This window comes from Petroclostridium sp. X23 (assembly GCF_030013905.1).
Lineage (GTDB): Bacteria > Bacillota > Clostridia > SK-Y3 > SK-Y3 > X23.
In genome coordinates, this window is sequence record NZ_CP124862.1 from 3,167,636 (window position 1) to 3,192,876 (window position 25,241).

General features: G+C 41.8%; 22 protein-coding genes and 1 riboswitch. Of the genes, 1 reads left to right on the forward strand and 21 read right to left on the reverse strand.

Going from position 1 to position 25,241, the window contains the following annotated elements:
• Positions 1 to 158: 158 nt before the first annotated feature.
• From QKW49_RS15030 to QKW49_RS15055, 6 genes are all read right to left on the reverse strand, one after another.
• Positions 159 to 854, reverse strand: coding sequence for an HAD family phosphatase (locus QKW49_RS15030; protein WP_349239032.1), 696 nt, complete (start codon positions 852 to 854; stop codon positions 159 to 161).
• A complete protein-coding gene (locus QKW49_RS15035) occupies positions 811 to 1,938 on the reverse strand; it encodes an SIS domain-containing protein (RefSeq protein ID WP_282863493.1) in 1,128 nt (375 codons plus the stop codon). Before QKW49_RS15035 ends, QKW49_RS15030 begins: the two co-directional genes overlap by 44 nt.
• A complete protein-coding gene (locus QKW49_RS15040) occupies positions 1,938 to 2,783 on the reverse strand; it encodes a PTS system mannose/fructose/sorbose family transporter subunit IID (RefSeq protein WP_282868156.1) in 846 nt (281 codons plus the stop codon). Before QKW49_RS15040 ends, QKW49_RS15035 begins: the two co-directional genes overlap by 1 nt.
• Positions 2,783 to 3,571, reverse strand: a complete 789-nt coding sequence (locus tag QKW49_RS15045; RefSeq protein ID WP_282863494.1) for a PTS sugar transporter subunit IIC — start codon at positions 3,569 to 3,571, stop codon at positions 2,783 to 2,785. Before QKW49_RS15045 ends, QKW49_RS15040 begins: the two co-directional genes overlap by 1 nt.
• A gap of 26 nt (positions 3,572 to 3,597) precedes the next feature.
• Positions 3,598 to 4,086 (reverse strand): PTS sugar transporter subunit IIB, encoded by a 489-nt coding sequence (locus QKW49_RS15050; RefSeq protein WP_282863495.1) that lies wholly within the window; start codon positions 4,084 to 4,086, stop codon positions 3,598 to 3,600.
• A gap of 123 nt (positions 4,087 to 4,209) precedes the next feature.
• Complete coding sequence (locus QKW49_RS15055; RefSeq protein ID WP_282863496.1) at positions 4,210 to 4,647, reverse strand: hypothetical protein; 438 nt, start codon at positions 4,645 to 4,647, stop codon at positions 4,210 to 4,212.
• Positions 4,648 to 4,851: 204 nt separating this feature from the next.
• Between QKW49_RS15055 and QKW49_RS15060 the strand changes: the two genes are divergently transcribed.
• Complete coding sequence (locus tag QKW49_RS15060) at positions 4,852 to 5,574, forward strand: GntR family transcriptional regulator (protein WP_282863497.1); 723 nt, start codon at positions 4,852 to 4,854, stop codon at positions 5,572 to 5,574.
• Positions 5,575 to 5,741: 167 nt separating this feature from the next.
• On the opposite strand, the gene sdaAA is transcribed toward QKW49_RS15060, so the two are convergent.
• The 15 genes from sdaAA to QKW49_RS15135 all read right to left on the reverse strand — a co-directional run bounded on the left by sdaAA (position 5,742) and on the right by QKW49_RS15135 (position 22,697).
• A complete protein-coding gene (gene sdaAA / locus QKW49_RS15065) occupies positions 5,742 to 6,617 on the reverse strand; it encodes an L-serine ammonia-lyase, iron-sulfur-dependent, subunit alpha (protein WP_282863498.1) in 876 nt (291 codons plus the stop codon).
• Between the two features lie 138 nt (positions 6,618 to 6,755).
• Positions 6,756 to 7,430, reverse strand: coding sequence for an L-serine ammonia-lyase, iron-sulfur-dependent subunit beta (gene sdaAB, locus QKW49_RS15070; RefSeq protein ID WP_282863499.1), 675 nt, complete (start codon positions 7,428 to 7,430; stop codon positions 6,756 to 6,758).
• 53 nt (positions 7,431 to 7,483) lie between these two features.
• Positions 7,484 to 8,890, reverse strand: a complete 1,407-nt coding sequence (gene lpdA / locus QKW49_RS15075) for a dihydrolipoyl dehydrogenase (RefSeq protein ID WP_282863500.1) — start codon at positions 8,888 to 8,890, stop codon at positions 7,484 to 7,486.
• A 37-nt stretch (positions 8,891 to 8,927) separates the two neighbouring features.
• Positions 8,928 to 10,355 (reverse strand): aminomethyl-transferring glycine dehydrogenase subunit GcvPB, encoded by a 1,428-nt coding sequence (gene gcvPB / locus QKW49_RS15080; RefSeq protein WP_282863502.1) that lies wholly within the window; start codon positions 10,353 to 10,355, stop codon positions 8,928 to 8,930.
• 5 nt (positions 10,356 to 10,360) lie between these two features.
• Positions 10,361 to 11,680: an aminomethyl-transferring glycine dehydrogenase subunit GcvPA gene (gcvPA, locus tag QKW49_RS15085; RefSeq protein WP_282863503.1), complete on the reverse strand. Its 1,320-nt coding sequence runs from the start codon at positions 11,678 to 11,680 to the stop codon at positions 10,361 to 10,363.
• A 33-nt stretch (positions 11,681 to 11,713) separates the two neighbouring features.
• On the reverse strand, positions 11,714 to 12,103 hold the full coding sequence (gene gcvH, locus QKW49_RS15090; RefSeq protein ID WP_282863504.1) for a glycine cleavage system protein GcvH: 390 nt from the start codon (positions 12,101 to 12,103) through the stop codon (positions 11,714 to 11,716).
• 133 nt (positions 12,104 to 12,236) lie between these two features.
• On the reverse strand, positions 12,237 to 13,331 hold the full coding sequence (gene gcvT, locus QKW49_RS15095; protein ID WP_282863505.1) for a glycine cleavage system aminomethyltransferase GcvT: 1,095 nt from the start codon (positions 13,329 to 13,331) through the stop codon (positions 12,237 to 12,239).
• Positions 13,332 to 13,352: 21 nt separating this feature from the next.
• A complete protein-coding gene (glyA, locus tag QKW49_RS15100) occupies positions 13,353 to 14,597 on the reverse strand; it encodes a serine hydroxymethyltransferase (RefSeq protein ID WP_282863506.1) in 1,245 nt (414 codons plus the stop codon).
• 223 nt (positions 14,598 to 14,820) lie between these two features.
• Positions 14,821 to 14,921, reverse strand: a riboswitch (glycine riboswitch).
• A gap of 229 nt (positions 14,922 to 15,150) precedes the next feature.
• Entirely contained in the window at positions 15,151 to 16,047 is an 897-nt protein-coding gene (locus QKW49_RS15105; protein WP_282863507.1) for an AraC family transcriptional regulator, read from the reverse strand.
• Positions 16,048 to 16,137: 90 nt separating this feature from the next.
• Complete coding sequence (locus tag QKW49_RS15110) at positions 16,138 to 17,244, reverse strand: glycerol dehydrogenase (protein ID WP_282863508.1); 1,107 nt, start codon at positions 17,242 to 17,244, stop codon at positions 16,138 to 16,140.
• Between the two features lie 34 nt (positions 17,245 to 17,278).
• Positions 17,279 to 18,247 carry a transketolase C-terminal domain-containing protein gene (locus QKW49_RS15115; RefSeq protein ID WP_282863509.1) on the reverse strand — a complete coding sequence of 323 codons (969 nt, stop codon included), beginning with the start codon at positions 18,245 to 18,247 and terminating at the stop codon, positions 17,279 to 17,281.
• A gap of 7 nt (positions 18,248 to 18,254) precedes the next feature.
• Positions 18,255 to 19,118, reverse strand: a complete 864-nt coding sequence (locus QKW49_RS15120) for a transketolase (protein WP_282863510.1) — start codon at positions 19,116 to 19,118, stop codon at positions 18,255 to 18,257.
• 28 nt (positions 19,119 to 19,146) lie between these two features.
• Entirely contained in the window at positions 19,147 to 20,205 is a 1,059-nt protein-coding gene (locus QKW49_RS15125; protein WP_282863511.1) for an alcohol dehydrogenase catalytic domain-containing protein, read from the reverse strand.
• A 98-nt stretch (positions 20,206 to 20,303) separates the two neighbouring features.
• Positions 20,304 to 21,725 (reverse strand): MFS transporter, encoded by a 1,422-nt coding sequence (locus QKW49_RS15130; protein ID WP_282863512.1) that lies wholly within the window; start codon positions 21,723 to 21,725, stop codon positions 20,304 to 20,306.
• 144 nt (positions 21,726 to 21,869) lie between these two features.
• A complete protein-coding gene (locus QKW49_RS15135) occupies positions 21,870 to 22,697 on the reverse strand; it encodes a sugar phosphate isomerase/epimerase (protein WP_282863513.1) in 828 nt (275 codons plus the stop codon).
• Positions 22,698 to 25,241: the final 2,544 nt, after the last annotated feature.

Sequence of the window (25,241 nt, forward strand, 5' to 3'; positions counted from 1 at the left end):
GATCTCCTTTCATAAAATAGTTGTTTTTTTGGAATAATAATTTTTATTTCACTTGAACTTAATTGATTATACAAACTCTGTATAATACCCTTTATTCATGATGTATACTTCAAATAAAAGGGATTGCCAGCTTTAGCATAGGCCGCAATCCCTTTTGTTTAGCAAATAAATTCAGCTTTAATGCATTCTATAACATCATTCAAAGAATTGCATTTTTTATATAACAGGCATGATATTTCGTAATCCGGTTCAACTTCATCAGGTACCATGATTACCCTGCATCCTGCAGAAGCAGCACTCAACACCCCGTTACAGGAATCTTCAAGAACAAAGCAGTTTCCGGGAGATTCGTTTATATACTCTGAAGCTTTCAGGTATATATCCGGGTGAGGTTTTCCTCTAGCTACCATATCTCCATAAACTAAAACATCAAAATATTTATAAACATCCGCCATATGAAGATACCTTTCAGCTTCTTTCTTAAAAGTTGAAGTTGCAAGGGCAATTTTGAAGTTTTTCTCTTTCAGAAAATTCATTAACTCATATAGTCCGGGTTTACACGGAATCCCTTCCTTTTCAAGGTACTTTTGTACATATTCACTTCTGATCCGCCTTGCATATTCGTAGTCAAAACTGCTTCCAAGCCGCTCCCTGAAATATTCAACACACATTTTCCTGTTTGCCCCTCTTAGAGGATTTAAAAACTCATCATCAATTTTATATCCTATCTTTTCTCCGGCATATGCCCAGGCTCTGGAATAAATCTTTTCTGTGTCGAACATAAGGCCATCCATATCGAAAATAACAGCTTTACACATTTTTTTCTTCGGAGGCATAATGATCCCGAATGCCATCCAACTGTTTGCTGCCTATTCTTCTATGAAACTGCGGATCCTTAGGTATTTCAGGATTGATTCCCAAGCTAATTGGTGCCATACAAGCAACAATCTGTAACGGTATAATATACTCCCATGCAGAAAAAAGTTTGTCTTCTACAAAATCACAAATCAAATCCTTATCTGTTGGAATATTTATCCCTTCCGGAGAAGCTATCAAATAGTTATGTGGAGTCCACTGGCTTAATATCTCAATCAGTTTCAAGGTTCTTGGCTTATAGCTGCCCTGAGATGCCAGATAAAAAATATGCGCACTGTCTGTTATCGAGTTATAAATTCCGTGAAAAAACTCTTCAATATCGTACCCTGTTACCCCTTGTCTAACCGTTTCCAGAATCTTAAGCGCTCCTTCAAGTACATTGGCATATATATTGTCATATCCGACTACAATAATTCTTTCTGCGGGCAGAAACTCTTCTTTTATTCTGCCGAACCATTCAGTGGAAGCTTCAATAACTCTATTCAGGTTGGCTATCACTTTCTGCATACGCATAAAATACTTTTCTGCAGACTCTTCTGCTAGAATTCCTTTTGCAATTGCAAGCTCCGTCAGCATCATCATCAAGGTCGCTATTGAGCCTGAATACCCTTTGGTTTTTGCACCGCATTTCTCATTACCGACTTCAATTCTTGTGGAGGTATCAGCATGCTTAAATACAAGTGCGGTAGGATTTTCTGAAACCGCAGCCGTATAAAATCCTCTTGATTTTGCAGAGTCAAGTCCCGCAACAGTAGAAAGACTCTGTCCTCCCTGAGAAATACCGATTACCAATGTATTTTTATTAAATACCTTTTCGTTGGCTTCAAACTGAGTCGGATACATATTGAATATTTTCATATTCATAATTTCTTCAAGATAGGCTTTCGCCGCTAATCCTGCATGGTAGCTGGTACCGGATCCCAATATATATATTTGCTCAATATTAATATTCTTATAATACTCTATAAAACTTTTTGAAATTTCTTTCCTTCTCTCGATTATATCTTTCAGAACAACTGGTGTTTCAATTATATAATCATACATCTTCGAATTAATTTCCATTATAAAATCCCCAAGACAGAACCAATAATACCTAGCGCTATCATTCCCCATAGCATGGTTGTTGTCTTAAATCCTTTCTGTAGTAATTTATAAATGCCAAACGTCAAACCAAGCGGTAAAATACCGGTTAAGATGCTGTCAAATATTGACTGAACAGCAACTTCTGCTCCTGCATACTTAATAACAAGAGGTGTTACAAGCTTAACCATGGAAGCACACATTGAACCCACAACCACTAAACCAAGTATCTTGGCAACTTCGGTCAACTTGGCAATTAAGCCTCCATTTGAAATACTTGAAAGAAAAGTTACTCCGCTCTTATATCCGATCTTCAAGCCATGAAATCTCACAAGAAGATGAGGTGCATTATAGATGAGCAGAAAAAGCAGTGCTCCCAGTATGCTGCCGTTTGCTGCAAGGCTTGCGCCAATCCCTGCGGCAATAATTCTAAAGGTTCCCCAAAAGAACGAATCCCCGATTCCTGCCAACGGACCCATTAAAGCAGTTTTCACTGCGTTTATGGACTCTTCATCGCATTCAATCCCTGCATCCTTTTCCCTTTTAAATTTTTCTTCCAGAGCTATTGCTGCACCGGTTATGAAAGTTACTATTGCAGGTGTTGTATTAAAAATAGCAAGATGTCTTTTTAGAGCCGCCGATAATTCCTCTTTATTTGTATATATTTTTCTTAAAGCAGGTATCATTTGATATGCAAAACCTACATTTTGCATTCTTTCATAACAGAAACAACCCTGTAGCGGAAACGATCTTAAAAACGTTTTCTTAAAAACCTCCGGACTCATCACTGATCCTTCTGATGCTTTTTTGTTTTCAATACCTTTCATCACAGTTCCCCCTCCAAATCATCTGAAATAGTATTATCGGATGCAAAAGCAGCCACGGGTTTGTTTAAATAATTCTGGTATAGTACATAAGCAATGATTGTACCGATTAATGCGGCTCCTACGGTACTTACCCCAAGCAGCGCAGTCAAAGTCCACCCAACAAAGAAATATGCCGCATTTTTTTTATTTGTCAAAAGCTGCATCAAAATTGCAATACCAAGTGCAGGAAGCATTCCGCTTGCAACTTTAAAACCGGCAATTATCTGAGGAGGTATTTTACTAACAAAAGCGCTGATAACGCTTGATCCTAAATAAGCACCGGAAAATACCAACGCAAAATATGCCGCAAAAAACAGAAATGCACCACCCCATAAAGCCTTCTCAACACCTTTGTAATTTCCTTCTTCTGCTGCTTTATCTGCCATGTGTACAAAATATCCGTTGAAGGTTCTTACCAGTGTTCCAACAATTTGCCCCAGCGTAGCAATTGGTAATGCTAAAGCTATAGCAGCACTTATATCAAGACCTGAAGTAATGGCAAATGCTGTTGCCAATATACTGCCTGATACTGTGTCCGGAGGTGTTGCAGAACCAATTCCTACAATACCCATCATAACTAGCTCCAAAGATGCCCCCATAATAATCCCCGTCTGGATATCTCCAAGAATTAATCCAACCAGCGGTCCAAGAACCAAAGGCCTGTCAATCATGAACATCCCCATAACACGACTGTCCCATATTCCAACCCCACCAAGAATACCAAGTAATACAGCCTGTAAAAAACTCATCTGTTAATCCCCCTTCTTAATCGGCATTATTTATTGTATTTTTTTACAATATCACTATAAGACATTTTTTTTGAAGTCGGATCCGCCTGCATGCTGATAGATACTCCCATCTGGTGTATATTAGATAAAGTATTCATATCTGAGTCGTCCAAATAAGAGTTCATATCAACCTGCTTTTTACCCTCACCACTTCTCAAGCCACCAATAAGGATATCCTTAATTGAAGAATTAGTGCGTTGACATAAAATTTCCGCATCTTTCAAATTTTTTACAATTACCATAATCGTCCTAGACTCGTGCTTTGGATTGTTAATAACTGCCACAGCTCCATCAAGAGACTTCATAGAAAGCGTAATTTCCGGAGGTGCAGCCAGTTTGAATGCAATTTTCATTGCTTCATCAGTAATGAGCTTGTCATTTGCAACTAAAATGGTATCTACCTTAAAAAAATTGGTCCATGCAACTGCAACCTGCCCATGCAATAATCGATCGTCAACTCGCAATACTTTGATCATATTTAATCACTAAACCTCCCTTAGTCCGCTTCACTTTTTAAACGGATTTTTAATATTAATAATTATTATAAATTTTCTGCTGCAGAATTTATAATAAAGCTATTTTACTATTTATTCCGCCTTTCAAAGCTCACCTTCAACATCTTCCTCAGCCTCAATATGAATACCATTAATTAAAGAAACTGTTTGTTTTGATTCTTCAACTATTTTCCCCAAGATAACCAGATTAGAGTTATAATCCTCTGTTAATTCGGCCATAATAAGTTCTAAGAGCAGGCCAAGATTTAATCCGGTAATCAGATAAAAATTCTTATGCACTGATAAAAATTTTATGGCTGCCTGAGTAGTGCTTCCTCCCGGTAGATCAGTTACCACAACCACAGGATTGGTGTTGCCAAAATTGCGCCAGGCATTATCTAGCATATCGCAGATTTGCTCAATACTTTCATTTAGTGTAATGCTTACGGCCTGAATATTTTCAACATTTCCAAGGATGTACCTGCAGCTTTGTGCCATACCTTTTGAAAATTCCCCATGGGTTAACAAAATTATATTTTTCATACTACCTTCCTTTCTTAGAAATTGTATATACATATAATATAATAATATATACATTTGTTTTAGTCAATACCTTTTAGCATGAATTTATATACTGATTCTATATATTTTTACAAAAAATCTATATATGTATATACATTTCTTTACACAAGTTTGAATTTGATATATAATTAAACTAAATTTATAAAAATTGTTAAGGGGATTATCGTGAAAAAGAAACTTCCAAACTATTTGCTAATTGAACAGGATATTATTAATCAAATTCAGTCAGGTACCCTCATGCCAGGGGATCAAATATTGACAGAATCCCAATTATGCGGTATTTACAAGGTTAGCCGTATGACCGTTAACAAAGCACTTGCTTCATTGGCCAATAAAGGATTTATAAACAGGACTCCAGGAAAAGGAACTTTTGTGTCAGAACCCAAAGTTACAAAAATAATCGGGAAAAATACAAGCTTCACAAATGATATCCGTTCCATAAATAAAACTCCAGGAGCCATATTATTAGATTATCGGGTGATCCGAGCTTCATCAGATATTTATGTTTCGAAAAAACTAACGCTTAATTCAGATGAATTAATACATTCCATATCACGAATCAGAACAAGTGACGGAATACGTATTGCATTAAGCAATACCTTTATTCCGTGTAAATATCTCCCGGCTTTGGATGTTAATATTCTAGAGGGTTCTATTTATGAATATTTGGATAAAGAATTCAACCTCCATCCGGTATCATTTGACTATTCCTTCAGCTCCGTTCTCCCAAACAAGCAGCAGAAGGAATTACTTCAGATAGACTCCTGCGCCTTATTAAAGGTCTGCCATTGCAGTTCAGCAGAAAATATACCTTTTTTCGAGTACACTGAAACATATTATGCCGGCAATAGATATACTTATAAATTTCATCCTGAAACAATAAGTTAACAGGCAGAATTATTTTTCTGCCTCCTACAAAAAACCAGCATCCATAAAATGATCTTTTTATGGATGCTGGTTTTATAATATTTAAGCTTACCTTCCTGTCACGATAAATGTTTTACTATATTCCACAAACTCGTTCAGGAGCAAAACGATAATCTTCTTCTATACATTTAAGTATCATTTTGTGTAAATAGCGTTCTGGCTGTTTTTGTTGCTGCTAATCCTCCGAGGGCTGTTTCCTTCAGCTTGATATGCATCGCATCTCCAACCTCTTTCATGGCACTCACTACCTCATCAGCAGGAATGATACAAGGCAATCCGGCCAACGCCATTTCTGCAGCAGCCATCGCATTTACAGCACCAACCACATTACGCTTTATACATGGAATCTCAACAAGTCCTCCTACCGGATCGCAAACCAGACCCAGCATGTTCTGAAGCGCAAATGCCGCAGCAGATAAACATGTTTGGGGACTGCCTCCCAGCATTTCGACGGCTGCCGCTGCCGCCATGGCTGAGGCACTACCGCATTCGGCTTGACACCCCCCCTGCGAACCGGAAATAGATGCGCATTTGGCAATAACCATCCCTATACCGGCAGCAGTAAATAAGCTCATGACAAGTTTTCTTTCATCAACCGCATGCTGCTCACCCAGTGTCAGTAAGACGGATGGAAGAATGCCACACGAACCTGCTGTGGGGGCAGCCACAATTTTACCCATGCAGGCATTTACTTCTGCAACAGCAATGGCCGTACAAATAGCCTTGCACATCAGTGAGTCGGTAACCGGCTTTCCCTCTTGTAATATACCATAAAGCTTTTGGGCATCCCCTCCACTCAACCCACTGTTAGAGCATTGTGAGGATGCAATTCCCTTTTTCACAGATTCACGCATGATGTCCAGATGATTTTTCATCTTTTCATAGATCTTTTGCATATCAGAGTTGAGACTGATGCATTGCTCGTTTAGTACAATCTCCGATATTGTACACCCTTTGCGGTCAGCCTCATCCGCTAATTCTTTCAATGAAGTATATTGAATCATAGTTTTCCCTCTTTTTGAAAATATTCTATTATTTCTATATCAGGAAATATATAGGGAGTCTGATAAAGGCGGAACCTGGGTCTACAGTCCGGCTAAAAAGCAAGCCTGACAGCAGACCAGTATCCAGTCGGGGTCCGCTTAATCTACCGTATCATATACCGGTTTGATCACCAGCATATTATGTACAGAAGGAATCCGATATATTGCTTCAATAGTGTTCTTACTGACTTCCTGATCGGTTTCTATGAGCATCTTTGCATCGCCGTTTGGATATAAGCGGTTATCTTTCATGTTTGCAATGTTGACGCCGCTGCCGGCAATTAGATTGGTTACGCATGCAATAAGGCCCGGTACATCGTGATGCACAATAATGAGTGTGGTGTATTGACCGGTAAACTCGATTTTCATACCGTCTACCTCAGTAATAATGATATTCCCGCCTCCGATGGATGAACCGCAGATATTGACGGTTTTGGATGTAACCCCTTTGAGTATGATTCTCATAGTATTCGGATGCGCCTCTTCAATTTCCCCTGTTCTGAATATAACAGAAATATTCCTTTCATTTGCGATATTCAAACTATCCGGGATGCGTTCATCATCCGTTTTCATACCTAATATACCGGCTACGGTCGCTTTATCAGTTCCATGGCCTATGTATGTCTGCGCAAAAGAGCCGGAAAAAAGCACTTCAATTTGCGCAGGCTCTTCGCACAACAGATTCCGTGCCACATTGCCTATTCTAACTGCGCCTGCCGTGTGCGAACTCGAGGGGCCGATCATCACAGGTCCTATAATATCAAAAACATTCACATGAACCCTCCTAATTCCATTTGCCAAAAGTATTTATTTTGAGATATAACAGATCATCTTTTCCTCTTTGGCAGTGCATGAATCGCACCCCCGAGGCAGTCTTCTATCGCTTCTGTTACAGATTCATTAAATGTAGGGTGTGATCTCATCGCCGTGAGCAATTGCTTAGAAGTTAATTTATTTGCTATAGCGGTTGCCATTTCTCCAATCATATCGGTAGCTCTGGCACACATCATCTGAGCACCTAAAATTACATCGGTTTTTTCATCAAATACTACTTTAATAAACCCTCTCTCTTCCATAGAAATCAGGGATTTTCCGTTTGCACTGGTAATAAATTTCCCTACGCGCACCGCAATATTCTGCTTCTTTGCTTCATCGGCTGTGATTCCTACGCAAGCGATTTCAGGATCAGTATAAACACAGCTTGGTATGATGGAAAGATCCGTCGTGGGTTCCTCACCGTTTATCTTTTCTACGACATAAACACCCTGTGCGGACGCCACATGGGCAAGCTGCATGCCTTTAATGACATCACCAACCGCATAGATATCTTTTATACTCGTTTCAAAAGAATCATCTGTTAATATCCTGTTCCTTTCAATCTCTGGGGTGATTCCTTCTCCAAACAAACCGGTTATATTGGGTTCTCGTCCTACTGCAACTAAGATCGCGTCCGCAGGTATGCTAAAACTTTGCTCCTTCACCTTGAAATGGCATACCAGTTCTTTCTCTTTTGTGATTTCTTCCACCTGCGCATCCACATGAATCTCAATGCCTCGCTTCTTCAAAATCATTTTAAGATTTTGCGATATTTCTTTATCCATATTCGGTAAAATGGAGGGCATCGCTTCTATAACGCTAACTTCACTGCCAAGCGAACGGAAAATGGTAGCGAACTCTACACTGATGATGCCCCCGCCAATAATCACCAGTTTTTTATAGATTTTATCGGTGTTATTTAATATATCATCGCTTGTCAAAACATTAGGCAAGTCAACACCCTTAATTGCCGGAACAGCCGGCTTTGATCCTGCGGCGATAAGGATATGCTTTCCGGAATAGACCAGCGTATTTCCATCATATGTTACCTTTACCATCCGATTTTTTTCAATGGTTCCCTTTCCTCTTATAACAGTAACGCCATTGGCCTTCAGCAGCTGCTCAATGCCGGTTTTCAATTGTGCTGTGACCCCATTTTTATAAGCAAATACTTTCCCTATATCGAAGCCAATATTTTCTGCCGTAAGCCCGAAGCACTCACAATGCTGCATTTGCCGATATAATTCAGTAGCATGAATCAGTGCTTTTGTTGGAATACACCCACGATTTAAGCAGGTTCCGCCTACTTCCCGGTTTTCTATTACTGCTACTTTCATGCCTAACTTGGCGGCTTTTATCGCGGACACATACCCACCGGGTCCGGCTCCTATCACAATTAAGTCAAAGATGTTTTCCATACATGCTCTCTCCCTATTTAAAAATGCTATACTTTGGTTATCTTTCAAATTTTAATTTGGGTTTCCTTGCCGCTCCGACTTCATCAAGCCTTCTGACCGGCGTCTTAACCGGTGCCTCATGCAGTGACTGGGGATCTTGTTTGGCTGTTTGATACAGTTCCCTGAACACTTGGATGGCTTTATCCAACGTTTCCTTTGATTCGGTTTCGGTAGGTTCCACCATCAGTGCTTCATGAACAATCAAAGGGAAATACATTGTAGGCGGATGCATACCATGGTCCAGAAGTCCTTTTGCAATGTCCATTGCCGAAACACCGGTATCCCTTTTTAAGTTCTCCAATGTCATTACAAATTCATGCATACATCTTCCTTCATATGCCATTTGGTATAAATCCGATAATTTTGCCATCATATAATTAGCATTTAATACTGCATTTTTGCTTGCTTGTGGTATGCCTTCTTTTCCCAGCGTACATATGTAAGTCAACGCCCGCACAACAACCAAAAAATTACCATAAAAGCTCTTTACCCGACCGATGCTTTCGGGGTTTGTCTCGAAAGAAAGTTTATCGCCGATACAAACGGTGGGTGCAGGCAAGAATTTCGCCAGTATTTTCTTGCAGCCTACAGGCCCGCTTCCCGGTCCGCCTCCTCCATGGGGTGTTGAAAATGTTTTATGCAGATTAATATGAATAATATCAAATCCCATATCTCCAGGTCTTACCACACCCATTACCGCATTGAGATTTGCCCCGTCATAGTATGCCAGTCCTCCGCTTTGATGAATGATTTCGGTAATTTCCAAGATATTTTTATCAAATAGACCCACGGTATTGGGATTGGTCAGCATGAGTCCCGCGGTATCGTCTCCCACTGCTTCTTTCAGCTTTTCCAGATCAACGCATCCATCCTCTGTTGACGGAATGGTAACGACTTCATAGCCTACCATGGTTGCGCTGGCCGGATTGGTACCATGCGCTGAATCAGGTACGATGACTTTCGTTCTGTTTTTTTCTCCTCTGCTTTCATGGTATGCTTTCATCAGCAGCAAACCTGTTAATTCCCCGTGGGCTCCGGCTGCCGGTTGAAAGGACATCGCATCCATCCCGGTGATTTCACACAAATATTGTTCTGATAGTTTTAATACTTCAAGACAACCCTGAACACTCTCTTCCGACTGAAGCGGATGTATCTTTGCAAACCCCGGCAAAGACGCCATTTCCTCGTTGATTTTAGGATTGTATTTCATCGTACATGAACCTAAAGGATAAAATCCATCATTCACCCCGTGCGTTCTTTTGATCAATTCGGTATAATGCCTGCTCAAATCATTTTCGGACATTTCAGGAAGGTTTAAAGGAATCTCTCTTTTATACTGGTTATTTAAGGAAGCAACCGGCACGTCACACTCCGGCAATATACTGCATCCTCTGCCACTGCGGCTTTTTTCAAATATTAACTCCATCGCTTTTACGCCTCCCTCAGTATATTGATCACCTTGTCAATTTCTTCTTTTGTATTCATTTCGGTACAGCACCATAAGATCATTCCTTCTTTATCCCCACTAAGCGGATATCCTCCGAGAATTCCTTCTTTTTCTAGAGTTTTCAGCACTTTTGCTATAGGTGCCTTAGATATTGTAATAAACTCATGGAAGAAGTCTTTATGATATACCAGCTTATAACCTATTCCGTCCAGCTGCTCCGCCATGTATTTTGCTTTTGACATGCTTTGTACTGCGGCTTGCCGGATTCCCTCACTACCCATCGCTGCCATGTAAACAGCAGCAGTGGTAGCACAGAGTGCCTGATTGGAGCATATATTGCTGGAGGCTTTTTCCCTACGGATATGCTGCTCTCTTGCCTGAAGGGTTAATGCGTAGGCTCTCTTTCCATCTAAATCGGTGGTCTCACCCACAATTCTGCCCGGCATTTTTCTGGTCATAGACGTTACACATGCCATAAATCCGAGATAAGGTCCGCCAAAGGCTAACGGCATTCCAAGCGGCTGCCCTTCTCCTACTGCAATATCAGCCCCGCATTCCCTGGGTGTCTTTAACAATCCAAGTGAAATAGGATTGACTCCCATCACATATTTGCCGCCTACTTTGTGAATTGCTTCTCCCAAAGCCTCCGCATCTTCTATAATGCCATAAAAGTTTGGCTGCTGAATATATAAACAAGCCGCTTCTGCACCCAAATGGCCGGTCAGATAATTCAGGTCCGTCACTCCTTCTTTTTCAGGCACCATCACCACTTCCATTCCGTTTCCAAAACAATAGGTCTTGATGGTTTCTATCACCTGAGGGTTGGCAGCACTTGAAACATACACTTTCTCGCGTTTTCGCTCTTTGCACATAAAGATGGCTTCGGTGGCTGCCGTTGCTCCATCATAAACAGACGCATTGGAACAATCCATTCCGGTCAATGCACAAACCATAGACTGATATTCAAATATGGACTGTAAAATACCTTGGCTTATTTCTGCTTGATATGGGGTGTATGCTGTTAAAAACTCCTCTTTGGAAACAACACTTCTTACAATAGCCGGAATAAAGTGGTGATACGCGCCGGCTCCTCTGAATATGGAGGAAAAGATAGTATTCTTTTCTGCAATTCCTTCTATTTTTCTGCGTACTTCCAGTTCTGACATCCCTTTAGGCAGATTAAGCTCTCCCTTGAGTTTTACATTCTCGGGAATACAGCCAAAAAGATCATCTAAGGTTTCACATCCGATGGCAGATAACATTTCTTTCTGCTCTTGCGCTGTTGTCGGTATATAAGTACCCATAAGGTATCCCCCTTCTACAAATATACTGCTTTCTTATTTGTTTTTTTCCTCTTCTTCTATAAATGCTTTATATGCTTCTACATCTAACAGTTCGCTTTTTTCGGTAATATCTGCGATTTTAACAAGCCATGAGTCATAGGGCGAATCATTGATAGACTCAGGTGCATCCAGCAATGCTTCATTGATCTCACTCACTACCCCGCTTACCGGGCAATAAATGTCCGAAACAGCTTTGATGGACTCTACATCTGCAAAGATGGTGCCCGCATTGACCTCGTCGCCAACCTGCGGAAGATTTACGAATACAATACTTCCAAGTTCACTCTGCGCATAATCTGTCAATCCTACAATGGCTGTTGTATCATCTTCAAACTTGATCCACTCGTGAGATTTTGCATACATAATATTTTCCGGATAATTCATGATAAATGCCTCCTAAAAATAATTTTATTATTAATGCTTTGTTGGGGAATCACATCCTAATTGCTTTACCATAGATTGTGTTAGTTTAAAAATACTCAAACAATAATTGACTAATATAACTTATTCACTTATCTTATTTTACCTGCCCTTTTTTATAAAACGGCATTTTTACAACTTCCGCTTCCACTTTTCTTCCCCGGACCACAACCTCTACCTTTGTGCCTATCCCGGTATAAGCTATGTCTAATAATGCCATCGCAACGGGATATCCAAGATACGGACAGTAAGTACCTGAAGTGGTATGTCCAATAAGCTGTTCCCCTGAAAATACATCTTCATGTTCACGGATAATGCCTCTGCCCGTCACCTTTAATCCTATTCTCTTTCTGGTAAAATCCCCCTTGGCTTCAATGGCCTTTTTTCCAATAAAATCATCTTTTTGCATCTTTACTGCGAAGCCCAAGCCTGTTTCCAGCGGATCCACCGTATCGTCCATCTCATGTCCGTAAAGGGGCATGGATGCTTCCAACCGAAGCGTATCCCGTGCGCCCAATCCACATGGAATCAAACCGAATTCTTTACCTGCTTCCATGAGCTTCTCCCACATATTAGGCGCATCTTCGTTGCTCATATAAATTTCATAACCGTCTTCTCCGGTATAACCTGTTTGGGAGACCATGCATTTTATACCGTCTACCTCGGCATCAAAGATACAGTGATAGTATTTTTGGGGAATATATTCTTTTTTTGCCAGCTCCTTTAAAATTTCGGGAGCTTTCGGACCTTGCAATGCAATCTGGGATACTGTGGAAGAGATATCCTCAAAAGTGACTTCTCCAAACTGATATGTTTTCATCCACGCGTAGTCTTTATCCTTATTGGCTGCATTCACCACGATAAAGTACTCATTTTCCTTATACTTATAAACAATCAGGTCATCTACCGTACCTCCTTGCTCGTTGCACATGGGACTGTACCTTGCCTGACCATCTACCATATTGGTAAAATCATTTGTAAGCATCATTTGTAAATTTGCTAATGCATCTTTCCCTTTACATAGGATCTCTCCCATATGCGAAACATCAAAAAGTCCTGCCCTGGTACGTACCGCCATATGCTCCTCTGCAACACCGTGTTCATACTGAACCGGCAGCATATATCCGGCAAACGGTACCATCTTTCCTTTGTATTTAATATGCGTATCATACAATGATGTTTTTAATGACATGTTACTATCTCCTATCATGATTTATTCATACAGAGGATACTTCGAACAGATCTCTGTCACGGACTTTCTGATAAAGTCTGCTTGGTTTTCGAAATCCGCTGCAGCAAGCTTAATCAACTTTGCAATTACCTTCATATCGTCCTCCAGCAACCCCCTGGTGGTTACCGCAGGAGTGCCGATTCTGACACCACTTGTTACAAACGGACTCTTAGGGTCATTAGGCACCGCATTCTTATTAACGGTGATATAAACCTCATCTAACCTGATTTGAAGCTCCTTTCCGGTTAGATCCATGTTTCTCAAGTCTACCAACATCAAATGGTTATCGGTGCCTCCGCTGATCAAGTCAAAGCCTTCCTCCATCAAAGTATCCGCCAATACTTTTGCATTTTTTACAACCTGCTGCTGATATGTTTTGAATTCCGGTTTTAACGCTTCCCCCAAGCACACCGCCTTTGCACCGATAATATGCATTAACGGCCCTCCCTGCGTCCCCGGAAAGATGGATTTGTTAATCTGTGCTGCATACTCCTCTTTGCACATAATAATTCCGCCTCTGGGTCCTCTCAAGGTTTTATGGGTAGTGGTTGTTACAATATCCGCATATGGAATGGGACTTTGATGAAGATTGGCTGCTACCAAACCCGCGATATGCGCCATATCCACAAACAAGAGAGCGCCCACCTCTTTAGCAATATCTGCGAATATATCAAATCTGATCTCTCTGGGATATGCTGATGCTCCAGCCACAATCATCTTGGGTTTATGTATTTTAGCTAATTCACGTACGGCATCATAATCAATGGTTCCTTTAGCCGCATCAATGCTATAGGGTACAAAATTATACAGCATACCCGACATATTTACCGGACTTCCATGGGTCAAATGGCCTCCATGCGCAAGATTCAAACCAAGTACAGTATCGCCCGGCTTCAACGTCGCCATATATACTGCCATATTTGCACTTGCACCCGAATGCGGCTGCACACACGCATGATCACATTGGAATAATAATTTAGTTCTGTCGATTGCAATCTGTTCTAGTACATCTACTTCTTCACATCCACCATAATACCGTTTCCCAGGATAGCCTTCCGCGTATTTATTGGTCGGAACCGTCGCCATCGCCAGCATCACCGCCGGTGAGATTATATTTTCAGATGCAATCAGCTCCAAATTCCGTTTCTGCCTTTCACTTTCTGCTAAAAGTGCTTTGCCCACTTCAGGATCATACTTTAATATGTACTCCATTACTTGCTGTACCATACTCCCATTCCTTTCTCTTCCCCTATTTTTTATTAAGTTCCGATCATCTACTTGCTCAACATCCCCCCATACTTTTCTGTTTTTAGACAACAAAAAAAGACGCAAACATGTACTAGATAATATAATTATCTATCCTGTCTGCGCCTCTGTCCTTTAACCTGAAAGATTCCATGTAAACAATCTACATGTTACTTCTTCGGTACATTACTGTTCTCCAGAGTTTCATCCGAATTTGATACTTTTGCCTGAGAGTTTCCGCGCTTCCCCTTCGGCGATGTATGTCTTTTCTAACCTCACGACTACATTCTCTCTCAAATTCTTCATCCGAAATATTCAATTAACAATTATATCTTACATGATTTTTCCAGGCGTGTCAACTATAAAATAATTTATATACCTTAAAAATGCCCCTATATTACTTTGAATATCAACATGCTGCTACAAAAAACTACTAACAGTAGTAACAATGTTTTTCCTAATTTGATTTTGTAAAATGTTTTTGATACAGGTAAACTAATCGTCCGTCAGTACCGAGGTTAACTCATCCTAATGATCAATCGGGTTGCTTCTGCCTGTGGCGCTCCCGATACTGTGAAATAGAGAGGCCTTCATACTGTTGGAACAATTTATATAATATTCGCGGCGAGCTAAATCCAACCTTTTCTGCAATCTCTTCAATAGACTGATCTGTAGTACATAGGTAGTATTTCGCATAAGCAATACGAAGCAGGTTGGCATTTTTCATGAATGTGGTGGAAAACATAGCCTTATAAGCCCGATTGATATGGCGAGGAGAAACATTTAACGCTTCTGCCACGCTTTCCACTGACATATCGTCCGAATAGTGTTTATGTATATATTTAGAGACTGACATGGCAAGGTTCTCCTTGCCGGAGAATTGGGTATCTGTTACCGGTTTTTCACTGATATGGCGCAGCAAATAGATAAAGAATTGGTAGCAAAGCATTATGGCCTGAGTGTTCCAGCCCAGCTTACGCTCTTTGATTTCCCTCATCAATGCCTTTGGGATTTCCTGCCTCTCATAAAGCTCGGAAACATAGTAACCGCACGAGTTGAACAGCTCCATCGCATCAAAGATATCTTGGCATTCGAGTAGACCGTCCGGCCCGTTTAGGTTATCCTGGTTGCAGGGGACCACATCGAAAATGATTGCAAAATAGCTTTTCTGTACATCTGGTTCATAAAACAGGTGATGCTTGATATCCTTAGCCAGAAAGCAGGCCTGCTCCTTGCCGATACACTCCACCTTACCTGCCAGATTTATCTTGATACTACCATCCAACACATAATAGATCTCATACATCGCATGGTTATGTGGGAACTCTGCAATCCGCTCATCCAAGATTTCAGCATAATATAGAATGAATTTATATCCAGAAAAATTCAGTGCCGTAATATTTTTCATATAATATCGTTCTTGACTATGCATGCTATATCTCCCTTCGAAACAGTTGCAGGGAAGCGCCTTAAAAGGCGCTTCCCTGTGAAAATACTAACTAAGTATCCATGAAAAGCAAGATCAAAGAAGCGTACCGCCTTCGTGATACATATGTCCGATCGCGTCCGCGGTTTTATATGCTCCCAGGACCAGTTCATAGGTAACTGGAAACGGGTGATGGTGAATGAATGCTTCCTTCAAAACTGCTCTTGTCATCGTGTCATATTCTTCATCGGTCAGACCCCTTAGGTGCATATCGTCAAAGGTGATGGGCAATCCCACATCCCGACAAAAGCGGTATACCTGATCGAGTTGCTCATTTGATGCGCCCTGCATCACTAACTGGCAGCAGGTTGAAAAAGCAACCCCCTCACCATGGTATACATACTCCGGGCGGTTTGTCAATGCCAACGTACCGAAATAGAAGCAGTGGTCAGAGGCTGAGCCGTTATTTTCAAAGCCCATTCCGCTCATTAGGATATTGACCTCCGTTATGATGTTAAACGCATCGGTCAAGACCTTTTGCTCAGCGGCCTTTTTAGCTTGCCGGCCATACTGAAACAGCATATCGTATGACAGCTTGGCAACGGCAAGCGCAGTCGCTGTACCGACACCGCCGAAATGGTTGTCAAAATAGTGCGCCTGGCATACCGCACCGCCAACGTAAGTAGAAAGAGCATCACCCATACCGGATACGAACAGACGAACCGGCGCGTTGATTAAAATCTCTGTATCTGCCAGAACAATGTCCGGACTCTTTGGAAAACAGATCACATCAGCGATCGTGCCATCGTCATTATATACTAGCGAAGTAGCGCTGGTGGAAGCATCACTTGCAGAAACGGTAGGAATAATGACCACATGGGCACCGATATCATGCGCTACGACCTTAGCGGTGTCGGCAATTTTACCCCCGCCGACGCCGAGGATGGTGCAGGCTTTGGCTTTCCTTGCCACATCCTCAATGTGGTGAATCTGTTCCCAAGTGATCTGTTTATCAAACTGCACGAAGGTTACGTTCTTTCCCTCAAGCGCTATGGTGATACGACCCTGAAGATCACGCAGCCGGTTTTTGCTGGCAATCACCAGAAAGTTTTCTCCCATCCAGTCTACATATTTTTTCAGGTTGCGGATTTCACCATACCCTTGGATATAGCGTCCGCAGCAACCCAGAATCTGTGTTTTCATCGCTTTTTCACTCACTTTCTCATCAAGACCGTCTCTATCTGCCCAACAATTGTTTCAGTTTGGTTACGATACCATGACGGTCCATTCCATAATAGTGGTAAATATCGTCGGGAGAGCCAAGCACGGCAAATTCATCCGGCATGCCGATACGCTTAAACTTACCCTTGTATTCAGCTTCGCAGAGCACTTCGGCCACCGCACCGCCGAGTCCCCCATTGATGGAGTGGTCCTCTACAGTGACAACTACCCCGGTCTTTTGAGCCACGCGCAGGATCGCGTCGCTATCCAGCGGCTTGATGGTGTGCATATCCAAAACGCCAATGCTTAACCCCTGTTCCTCCATGAGCATCTTGGCTGCCATCAGGCATTCATAGATATTCGAGCCGCAGGAGACGATGTAAGCGTCGGTACCTTCGAGAGTCTCAATAGCCTTTCCGATCTCAAGGTCATAATCCTCCGCATAAACATTGGGCGAACCGGCACGGTCTATGCGGATAATCATCGGCCCCTCATAATCCATAGAAGCGCGGATAAATTTGCAGCACTGGTTAGCATCCGCAGGCACCACCACCATCAAGTTGGGAATTGCGCGGTACAGCGCCAGATCAGCGATGTCGTTATGAGTGGGTCCGCCACCGGCAGTAACACCCGAATGCGTACCGATGAGCCGCACCTTGACATCATTATAGGCGATGTCGGTATGAATTTGATCGGCGGCGCGCAGCGGCAGGAAGGGACCGAATACCTGTGAGAACACCGTACAGCCGGATAGCGCCAGACCGGCGGAAGCCCCGACCTGGTTAGGCTCTGCGATACCAAAGTTAAAGCAGCGTTCGGGAAATTCCTTCAGCAACTTGCCGGCAGAGGAAGAGGGCGCTACATTGTCACTAAAGGTAAATACAAAATCCAGCCCTTCCTTGGCCATTTTGTACAATTCCTCTCCGTATGCCTCGCGGGCATTGGAGAGCATCTGATCGAAGTTGTAAGTTGTTTTCACTGCCATAAATCTATCATCCCTTTCTCATCTGTGCCACGTCGGCGAGCGCCACCTTTAGGTCTTCTTCGCTGATGCCACCGCCGTGCCACTTGCAGTTACCTTCCATAAAGCTTACGCCTTTACCCTTGACCGTGTTGCTAATGATAAAGGTGGGCTTGGAAAGCTTTTTGCAATCCCGTTCAGGCAACTGGTCAAGCACAGCACATACCTGTGCCATATCGTTTCCATTCTCAATTTCAATGACATTCCAGCCAAAAGCCTTTACCTTGTCAGCTACAGGGTCGATGTCCATGACCTGTTCCGTGGTGCCGGTCATCTGAAGCCGGTTTTTGTCCAGAATGCACACCAGATTGTTCAGCTTGTAGTGTCCGCCGGACATCAGCGCCTCCCAGTTGCTGCCTTCGTCAAACTCGCCATCGCCAATCATGCAGAAGATACGATAGTTTTTTCCAAGATAGCGGGCACCTAACGCATACCCTACGGAGATGGGCAAACCGTGGCCCAAAGAGCCGGTGGAAACTTCGATCTGCGGACATTTTTTACGATTTGAGTGCATCCCAAATTTATAAGTATCCAGCGACTCAAAATACTGAACCATGTAGTCCTGCGTATACGCTCCCTGATCCGAAAAAATCGTGTACAAGGTTTCAGAACAGTGCCCTTTGGATAGGATGAAACGGTCTCGACCCTCCTTGTGCGGATTCATTACGTCGAAATTCAAATACTTATAGTACAGGCTTACAGTCATCTCAACAATGGATAGCTCACCACCTAGATGACCCATACCGATTCGATAGATAAAACTGAGAAGATTAGTGCGGATATCAACGCATTTCTCTTCCAGTTCTGCTATCGTCTGAAGTTTATTTTGGCTCATAATTGAACTCCTTTCTTCAAAGCGAAACTTACTCGCCCTCAATCCTGTTACAGCGAATGACGATCTTTGGATATTTGCCGCTCAGATGTGCGGCAAACGCAGCTTCGCAGTCATCAATGTCAAAAATTTGTTCCTCTCCGATGAATGCGCCAAAATCCATCTCGGGCAGCAACTGTGCCGCACGCTCAAAATTATAATGCGAACAATAAGTACCGGTGATTGTCACTTCCTTGCTGTAGCAATATTCGTACAGGTTCAGAGGTAGATTATAACCGGTGGGAAACATAGCAGTATATAAAACCGTTGCATATTTAGCGGCTAGCTTAATTACTGATTCCGCTGCGCTCGGCACACCGGAGACCTCAATGATGACATCGTAACCAAGACCGCGCGTAATTTCCATGCCTCGCTGAACAAGATCCTCAGTGATGGGATTGATAGTGTAATCCACGCCCAGACTCTCTGCGATTTTACAGCGCTCTTCGTTAGGCTCGCTCAATGTCAGCACGGTGGCACCAAACTTCTTGAACAGCTGACAAATAATCAGACCGATTGGACCACCTCCTGAAACTAGTACACGGCTGCCCACCTTCATGTTTGCTTTATCCATGACGCGTACGCCGATGGATAATGGCTCAAGCATACAGCCCCTAAGCAGGCTGATTCCTTCCGGCAGTTTCACAACCTGGGATTCATGCCAAACGACATATTCTGCCATGCAGGGCTCGTTTCCGACATGTTCGCAAAATTGCTGATTGCCCGTAACGCAGTTATAGCACGTGCCACAGTAACGCAGAAAGTTTCCACCCACACGGTCACCAACTTTCAGACCGCGGATCTTGGCACGCTCGCCCAATTCTACAATAACGCCCGACATTTCGTGACCCAATCCGAACGGTGGCTCCAGGCCGAATGCGCCACCTACAATGTGGGGGTCGGACCCGCAAATGGAACAGTAACCCACCTTAATCTTTACATCTTCCGGGCCGACCTGCTTAACCGGGAAATCAACGATATCCACTTTGCCGCGCTTTTCTTCATCGCGGTCCTTCATATTACCAACTTTTACACCACATACAACTTTCATTTAAAAAACCTCCTTGAAGGGATTCATTCGGATGTAATTCCATAAATCCGAATGAAATAACAAATTTTTTTGCATCAAACCGGACAGCGAACTCTTTATTAGACAGACGAGGATTGCGCACCCAGCCGACGCTTGGTTAGTTCTTTCACGATGGACTCGAACTTTTGCTCGGTCAGACTGTATCGAGAAAAAACCAGAATACCGATAATCAGTACAATAGCAGGGATCAGCGAGTTCATGGCCTTGATAGCGGTCAGGCAGGCTGCGTTTTGCACGCCGTTGGGAACATAGTCCACGAAGCTGAAAACAATAGTAGGCAGGATTCCGGCAATAGTCAGCGAGATTTTAATGGAGAAAGATGCCAGCGAGAAAACCAATCCGCCGCAACGTCTTCCTGTGACATACTCGCCGTATTCCACACAGTCAGGTAGCGTAGACCAGATCATCGCCAGCGTTATGCCATAACCAAAGGAGCCTAGCGCCTTACCCATGCAGAAGCCGACAATCGCTCCATCCGGCATAAAGAAAAACAGCAGCATACCGATTGTAGAGATGAGGCAGCCATAGATAACGGTCATCTTCTTGCCGACTTTCTTTGCAATGGCAGGAACAAAGAGCATTGGTATGATGGATGGCAGTGTCTGCAGCAGTGACCAGTCTGCCATTGAAATAGTGCCGCCGATGTTATAAGTAACAAAGTAGGTTCCTACAGAAGAAACCAAAATGTTGTAAGTATAAGCAGCTAGGTACATCACGAACAAGATAAGCAATGGCTTGTTGGTGGTAAACTGCGAGCCGATGTCACGCCAATGGAAAGGCTCTTCTTTATCGTGCGCGGACTCAGGGACCCGCTCCTTGCAGACCTTACCGGCAACCAGGAACGAGATTACCATAACGGCAGACAACACGATCATTGCGCGCTGATAGCCGTTTTGAGGAGAAGTGCCCATCAACTCTGATAGCTTTGGAACCATGACTGCGCACACAACGCCGCCGATACCGGAACAAAACATTCGGAAGGAATTGAGTTTGGCGCGCTCAATGGGATCCTGCGTCATCGAAGAGGAAAGGGAAGTAACTGGAATGATGATCCCGGTAAACAGCATTCCAAAGAGGATATATGTAAACCAGGCATAGGCAACCTTTGAGATACTTTCTGGTGTGGTAAATACAAGGATTGTTGAAATTCCGTAGGGGATACACAGGCCGACAAACCAGGGGATGTATTTGCCGCGTTTGAAGTGACATTTTTCTACGATAGCACCCATCAGCGGATCGTTGATGGCATCCCATACACGGGCAGCCAGGAACAGCGCCGTAACTTGTACCGGCGAAATGCCAAAAATGTCTGTGTAGAAGAAGGTCAGATAGATAGTGATAGTCTGAAACACAAGGTCACTGCCAAAACCCCAGAAACCATAGGCCAGTCTCTCACCCATACCGATTTTTACATAATACCGTTTACTCTCATCTTGCAATGTGCTCATGTTACAACTACTCTCTTCTTGCAATGTACTCATGTTACAATTACTCCCTTCATCTTTATAATCTTCTTACAGATGGAACATGACCGCTTGTGGAGCACTGCTTGACTTCGTTATGAAGATCCCCCCTTTTTACAATTCTGTTTTCCCTATTGGACGGCCGAATCGAATTTTCTCTTTTCAGCCGACAATTTTTTGGGTTTTCTCGTAGGCTTCTGGAATAACAATTTCCGGGCCCTTGGCCCAGATGGTTGGATTGAGCACTTCTACAGATACTAGCCCGTCATAGCCTGCACTACGAAGGCATTCAATGTACCGGACCACATCAATCCGGCCATCGCCCGGCATGCAGCGATGCATTTGGTCGATACGAGCGAATGGCAGTTTTTCTGCGTCGTTGATATGCGCCATAAAAATTTTATCGGGATCGATCTGGCAAATGTCATCTAAGTCGGAGCATAGGTCCCACAGAAACATGTTGAAATCGTCCACCACAAGACCGACTTCCGAACGGTTGACTGTGCGGACGATTTCCCAGCCGGTACGAATATCTCCTACCGCCATCGTACCGACGGGCTCAAAGGCAATCTTCATGCTGAAGGGGCTCCCTCTGTCGGCAAGCTTGTTCAAAATCGCAACGGTATCGCAAAAAATTTCTTTGTCCGTTACGCCTTTCGGCAGGTCAGCACGTTCACTGGAAAGCACAATTATCTTGTCTGTGTTGCAGGCTTTTCCGAGCTCACAGGCAAAGTCAAATTGTGAACAGATTTGTTTCCAACGCTTGGGTGTACAAAAACTAAGATCGAAAATAGCATTGATCGTGGCGCAGATAAGTCCGCTGCCGGCAAGCAGAGATGCAAGTTCATCCATGGATCGGTTTTTTAGATAAGCTTTGGCTTTGGCGAAATTGATTTCAATGTATTGAAATCCTGTCTTTGCACAAATCTCAATGTCTTGTTCCAATGTGGAAGTTTCTGAGCATGTTTGCACATTATAACATAGCTGCATAGAAATCCTCTCTTTCTATATGCATTTTATACAATTAACTTCTTATTATATAAATCATGATAAAGATTTTACATCCACACACAAAAGCAATCAATTACTTTCTCAGGTAGGGAGATGGATTCGAACCATCGAAGTCGTTGCATTAATGCTTTCGATGGAGCCGCTAACTACTTCACGAATTTCTTGCACGGTATCTAAAAAAAGAGTTGTATATAATTAAATGTTTTAACTATACCCAAAGCCCATCAATCAACTTAAGGTCTGTTTTGTAAGATAATAAGAGCACTAATTGAAATGTATCAGCTTATTCTTGCAAAAATAGTTTTAATAGCTTAGTATGGTGAACACGGGCACTATCCAAGATAAGTACAATTTTACCTGTAGGGCATACTTCCAGCACTTTATGTAGGGATTTTAAGAATATTTTTCATCGTATCTTTCTGCTTTCATATAGTATATCTTACCAGTTTCATAGCCTAATCTGCGCAATAGTTTTACATCATAGTATTTGCCGCAAGTAGGGATAATGCGCTGTTGCACCTTAGGGAACTAAGTTTTTGTAATTGCTTGATAATCACGAATCATTGATTCATCTTGAAAAGGAATATGGAAAAGCAACTTCATCGAGTGTTTGGGTTCAAATCACAGTAAATAATTGTTGCTCTTGTTCATCAGACAACCGTTTTGGTGTCCCAGAGCTATGTCTCCTGACCAATTCATTGAAACCTTGCTGTTAATACTTTCTAATATATGTTTTAATAGTGTGTGCAGTAAGGCCACCTACCTCTGACAAGTAGTTTTACTATGTAAAACCATTATCATGATTTATATCTTATATTTTAATTAATTCTGTACAAATTTCAATGTTTAGAAGAGACAACTCCTAAAGACTTTGGTCCTTTTGGATATGGGAGGCCATTTTTATCAGATAGAGTATATAGTTTACTGCCTCCAAGCTATACGGAATGCTGTGACGAAGTGTCAACGGAACGGGGTGAGACTACTAAAAAAGACCGATTTCTGAACGACAACCACTTTTTCAGCGGCTTTGGACGGGGTTATTGACAACGCCTTTAAGCCTATGATAATGTAGGCTAGAAGGTGTTTTTTATTTCTATACTGGAAAAACTGATTAAAATTTAATTTTGATGATCTTGCAGCTGATACTTTTGTACTATGCCATACCGGAAGGAACAAAGGTAAAATTAAAAGAAATACAGTAATTATATTAAGTACATATACTTTTACTGCTTTTATTACTTCTTCCCTTTTTATAATAGTATTTTTATGTGCAAGTAACAGCAGCATTAAAAAATCAAAAATCATTATATATATGAAATATTGATAAAATCCTGTATAAACCAATAATATTTTTGCAATAAACAGAATAATAAAGTCCTTAGAGCAATGATTTCGGAACAAATTTATACTGTAACCTGCAATCCATGGATATATTGCAGAGACACTTGATATAATTACCCAAGAATTGCTCATATATATAATAAAACTGCTCATTGACCATGTAATTGAACCCCCAAAAGCACTGAGTTTATTTACTTTCAATTTTTTAGAAAAAGCATAAAGCTAATACTTCCAATAATCAAGTGCAAAAATACATATATATCAATCGCTGCAAAATAATGCCCTAAAAGAATTTTGCTAAAAAAAACCGCTAAATAGGTCAATGGATATAACGCCCCCGACTGTCCGCCGGAAAACATTGAATATCCTAAGTATTGATGAAAATTATAGAGTGCAAATTCACCGCCTAAAAGACTCCTATAAACATGAATATACGCTGGTAAGAAGAAATCCCTGTTGTCATCTTGTAAAAAATAGTATGGGTATTTTAGCTCTAGAAATACAAATAATAAAGAAATAACAATTGCGGTATATAGTAAGTACCTGTTCCTGATGCCCACCTTAATATTCTTACTTTTTGTATTTTAAAATCTAAAACTTCTAAAGTTACCACCGTATTCTATCTCATCCTTATAATCTTATTTGATAAAATACAATCTAATAGTAAATCAGACTACTATTCCGATACCTCTTGAATCATCATTTTCCTGACCCTCGATGACATATCGCTATTAAAAGAATGATATTTATTCTATCTGACTATTTTTATTATATATCGTCTGAGAGTAGACATAAATAAGATATAAGCATTAATTGAATATGTCTTATCTAAAGACAATATAGAACCTTAGTACTATACTTTAGAGATGAGATAGTATATAGATCTTCTCTTTAAAATTTTATTTTAGCACTTTGGCCCTTGTTTTACTCATAGTGCGTACATATGGCATTATTTTTTTAACCACACTTTTTTATAGATAATATTGCTCTGTATTATCTATTTCTAATTAGTTTGGTACCTTTTGGGTACCACGAAGCATTTCGAAAATAAAGGGTTTCAGAGACTATCTCTGAAACCCTTTATTTTGGCGGAGAGAGAGGGATTCGAACCCTCGGAACCTGTTAGAGTTCACACGATTTCCAATTGAAATTTGGTTATTTCACAGTATATCACAGAGTATC

What these genes read in the sequence shown, in the direction of transcription:
- QKW49_RS15115 (WP_282863509.1), bottom strand. Translation starts at nt 18,247, where the DNA reads ATGGCAGTGAAAACAACTTACAACTTCGATCAGATGCTCTCCAATGCC.
- QKW49_RS15130 (WP_282863512.1), bottom strand. Translation starts at nt 21,725, where the DNA reads ATGAGTACATTGCAAGAAGAGAGTAGTTGTAACATGAGCACATTGCAA.
- QKW49_RS15120 (WP_282863510.1), bottom strand. Translation starts at nt 19,118, where the DNA reads ATGAGCCAAAATAAACTTCAGACGATAGCAGAACTGGAAGAGAAATGC.
- QKW49_RS15105 (WP_282863507.1), bottom strand. Translation starts at nt 16,047, where the DNA reads ATGCATAGTCAAGAACGATATTATATGAAAAATATTACGGCACTGAAT.
- QKW49_RS15045 (WP_282863494.1), bottom strand. Translation starts at nt 3,571, where the DNA reads ATGAGTTTTTTACAGGCTGTATTACTTGGTATTCTTGGTGGGGTTGGA.
- gcvPA (WP_282863503.1), bottom strand. Translation starts at nt 11,680, where the DNA reads ATGGGTACTTATATACCGACAACAGCGCAAGAGCAGAAAGAAATGTTA.
- QKW49_RS15030 (WP_349239032.1), bottom strand. Translation starts at nt 854, where the DNA reads ATGGCATTCGGGATCATTATGCCTCCGAAGAAAAAAATGTGTAAAGCT.
- gcvH (WP_282863504.1), bottom strand. Translation starts at nt 12,103, where the DNA reads ATGAATTATCCGGAAAATATTATGTATGCAAAATCTCACGAGTGGATC.
- QKW49_RS15040 (WP_282868156.1), bottom strand. Translation starts at nt 2,783, where the DNA reads ATGAAAGGTATTGAAAACAAAAAAGCATCAGAAGGATCAGTGATGAGT.
- QKW49_RS15035 (WP_282863493.1), bottom strand. Translation starts at nt 1,938, where the DNA reads ATGGAAATTAATTCGAAGATGTATGATTATATAATTGAAACACCAGTT.
- glyA (WP_282863506.1), bottom strand. Translation starts at nt 14,597, where the DNA reads ATGGTACAGCAAGTAATGGAGTACATATTAAAGTATGATCCTGAAGTG.
- gcvT (WP_282863505.1), bottom strand. Translation starts at nt 13,331, where the DNA reads ATGTCATTAAAAACATCATTGTATGATACGCATATTAAATACAAAGGA.
- QKW49_RS15055 (WP_282863496.1), bottom strand. Translation starts at nt 4,647, where the DNA reads ATGAAAAATATAATTTTGTTAACCCATGGGGAATTTTCAAAAGGTATG.
- sdaAA (WP_282863498.1), bottom strand. Translation starts at nt 6,617, where the DNA reads ATGATTCAATATACTTCATTGAAAGAATTAGCGGATGAGGCTGACCGC.
- QKW49_RS15135 (WP_282863513.1), bottom strand. Translation starts at nt 22,697, where the DNA reads ATGCAGCTATGTTATAATGTGCAAACATGCTCAGAAACTTCCACATTG.
- QKW49_RS15110 (WP_282863508.1), bottom strand. Translation starts at nt 17,244, where the DNA reads ATGAAAACACAGATTCTGGGTTGCTGCGGACGCTATATCCAAGGGTAT.
- QKW49_RS15125 (WP_282863511.1), bottom strand. Translation starts at nt 20,205, where the DNA reads ATGAAAGTTGTATGTGGTGTAAAAGTTGGTAATATGAAGGACCGCGAT.
- QKW49_RS15050 (WP_282863495.1), bottom strand. Translation starts at nt 4,086, where the DNA reads ATGATCAAAGTATTGCGAGTTGACGATCGATTATTGCATGGGCAGGTT.
- lpdA (WP_282863500.1), bottom strand. Translation starts at nt 8,890, where the DNA reads ATGGAAAACATCTTTGACTTAATTGTGATAGGAGCCGGACCCGGTGGG.
- gcvPB (WP_282863502.1), bottom strand. Translation starts at nt 10,355, where the DNA reads ATGGAGTTAATATTTGAAAAAAGCCGCAGTGGCAGAGGATGCAGTATA.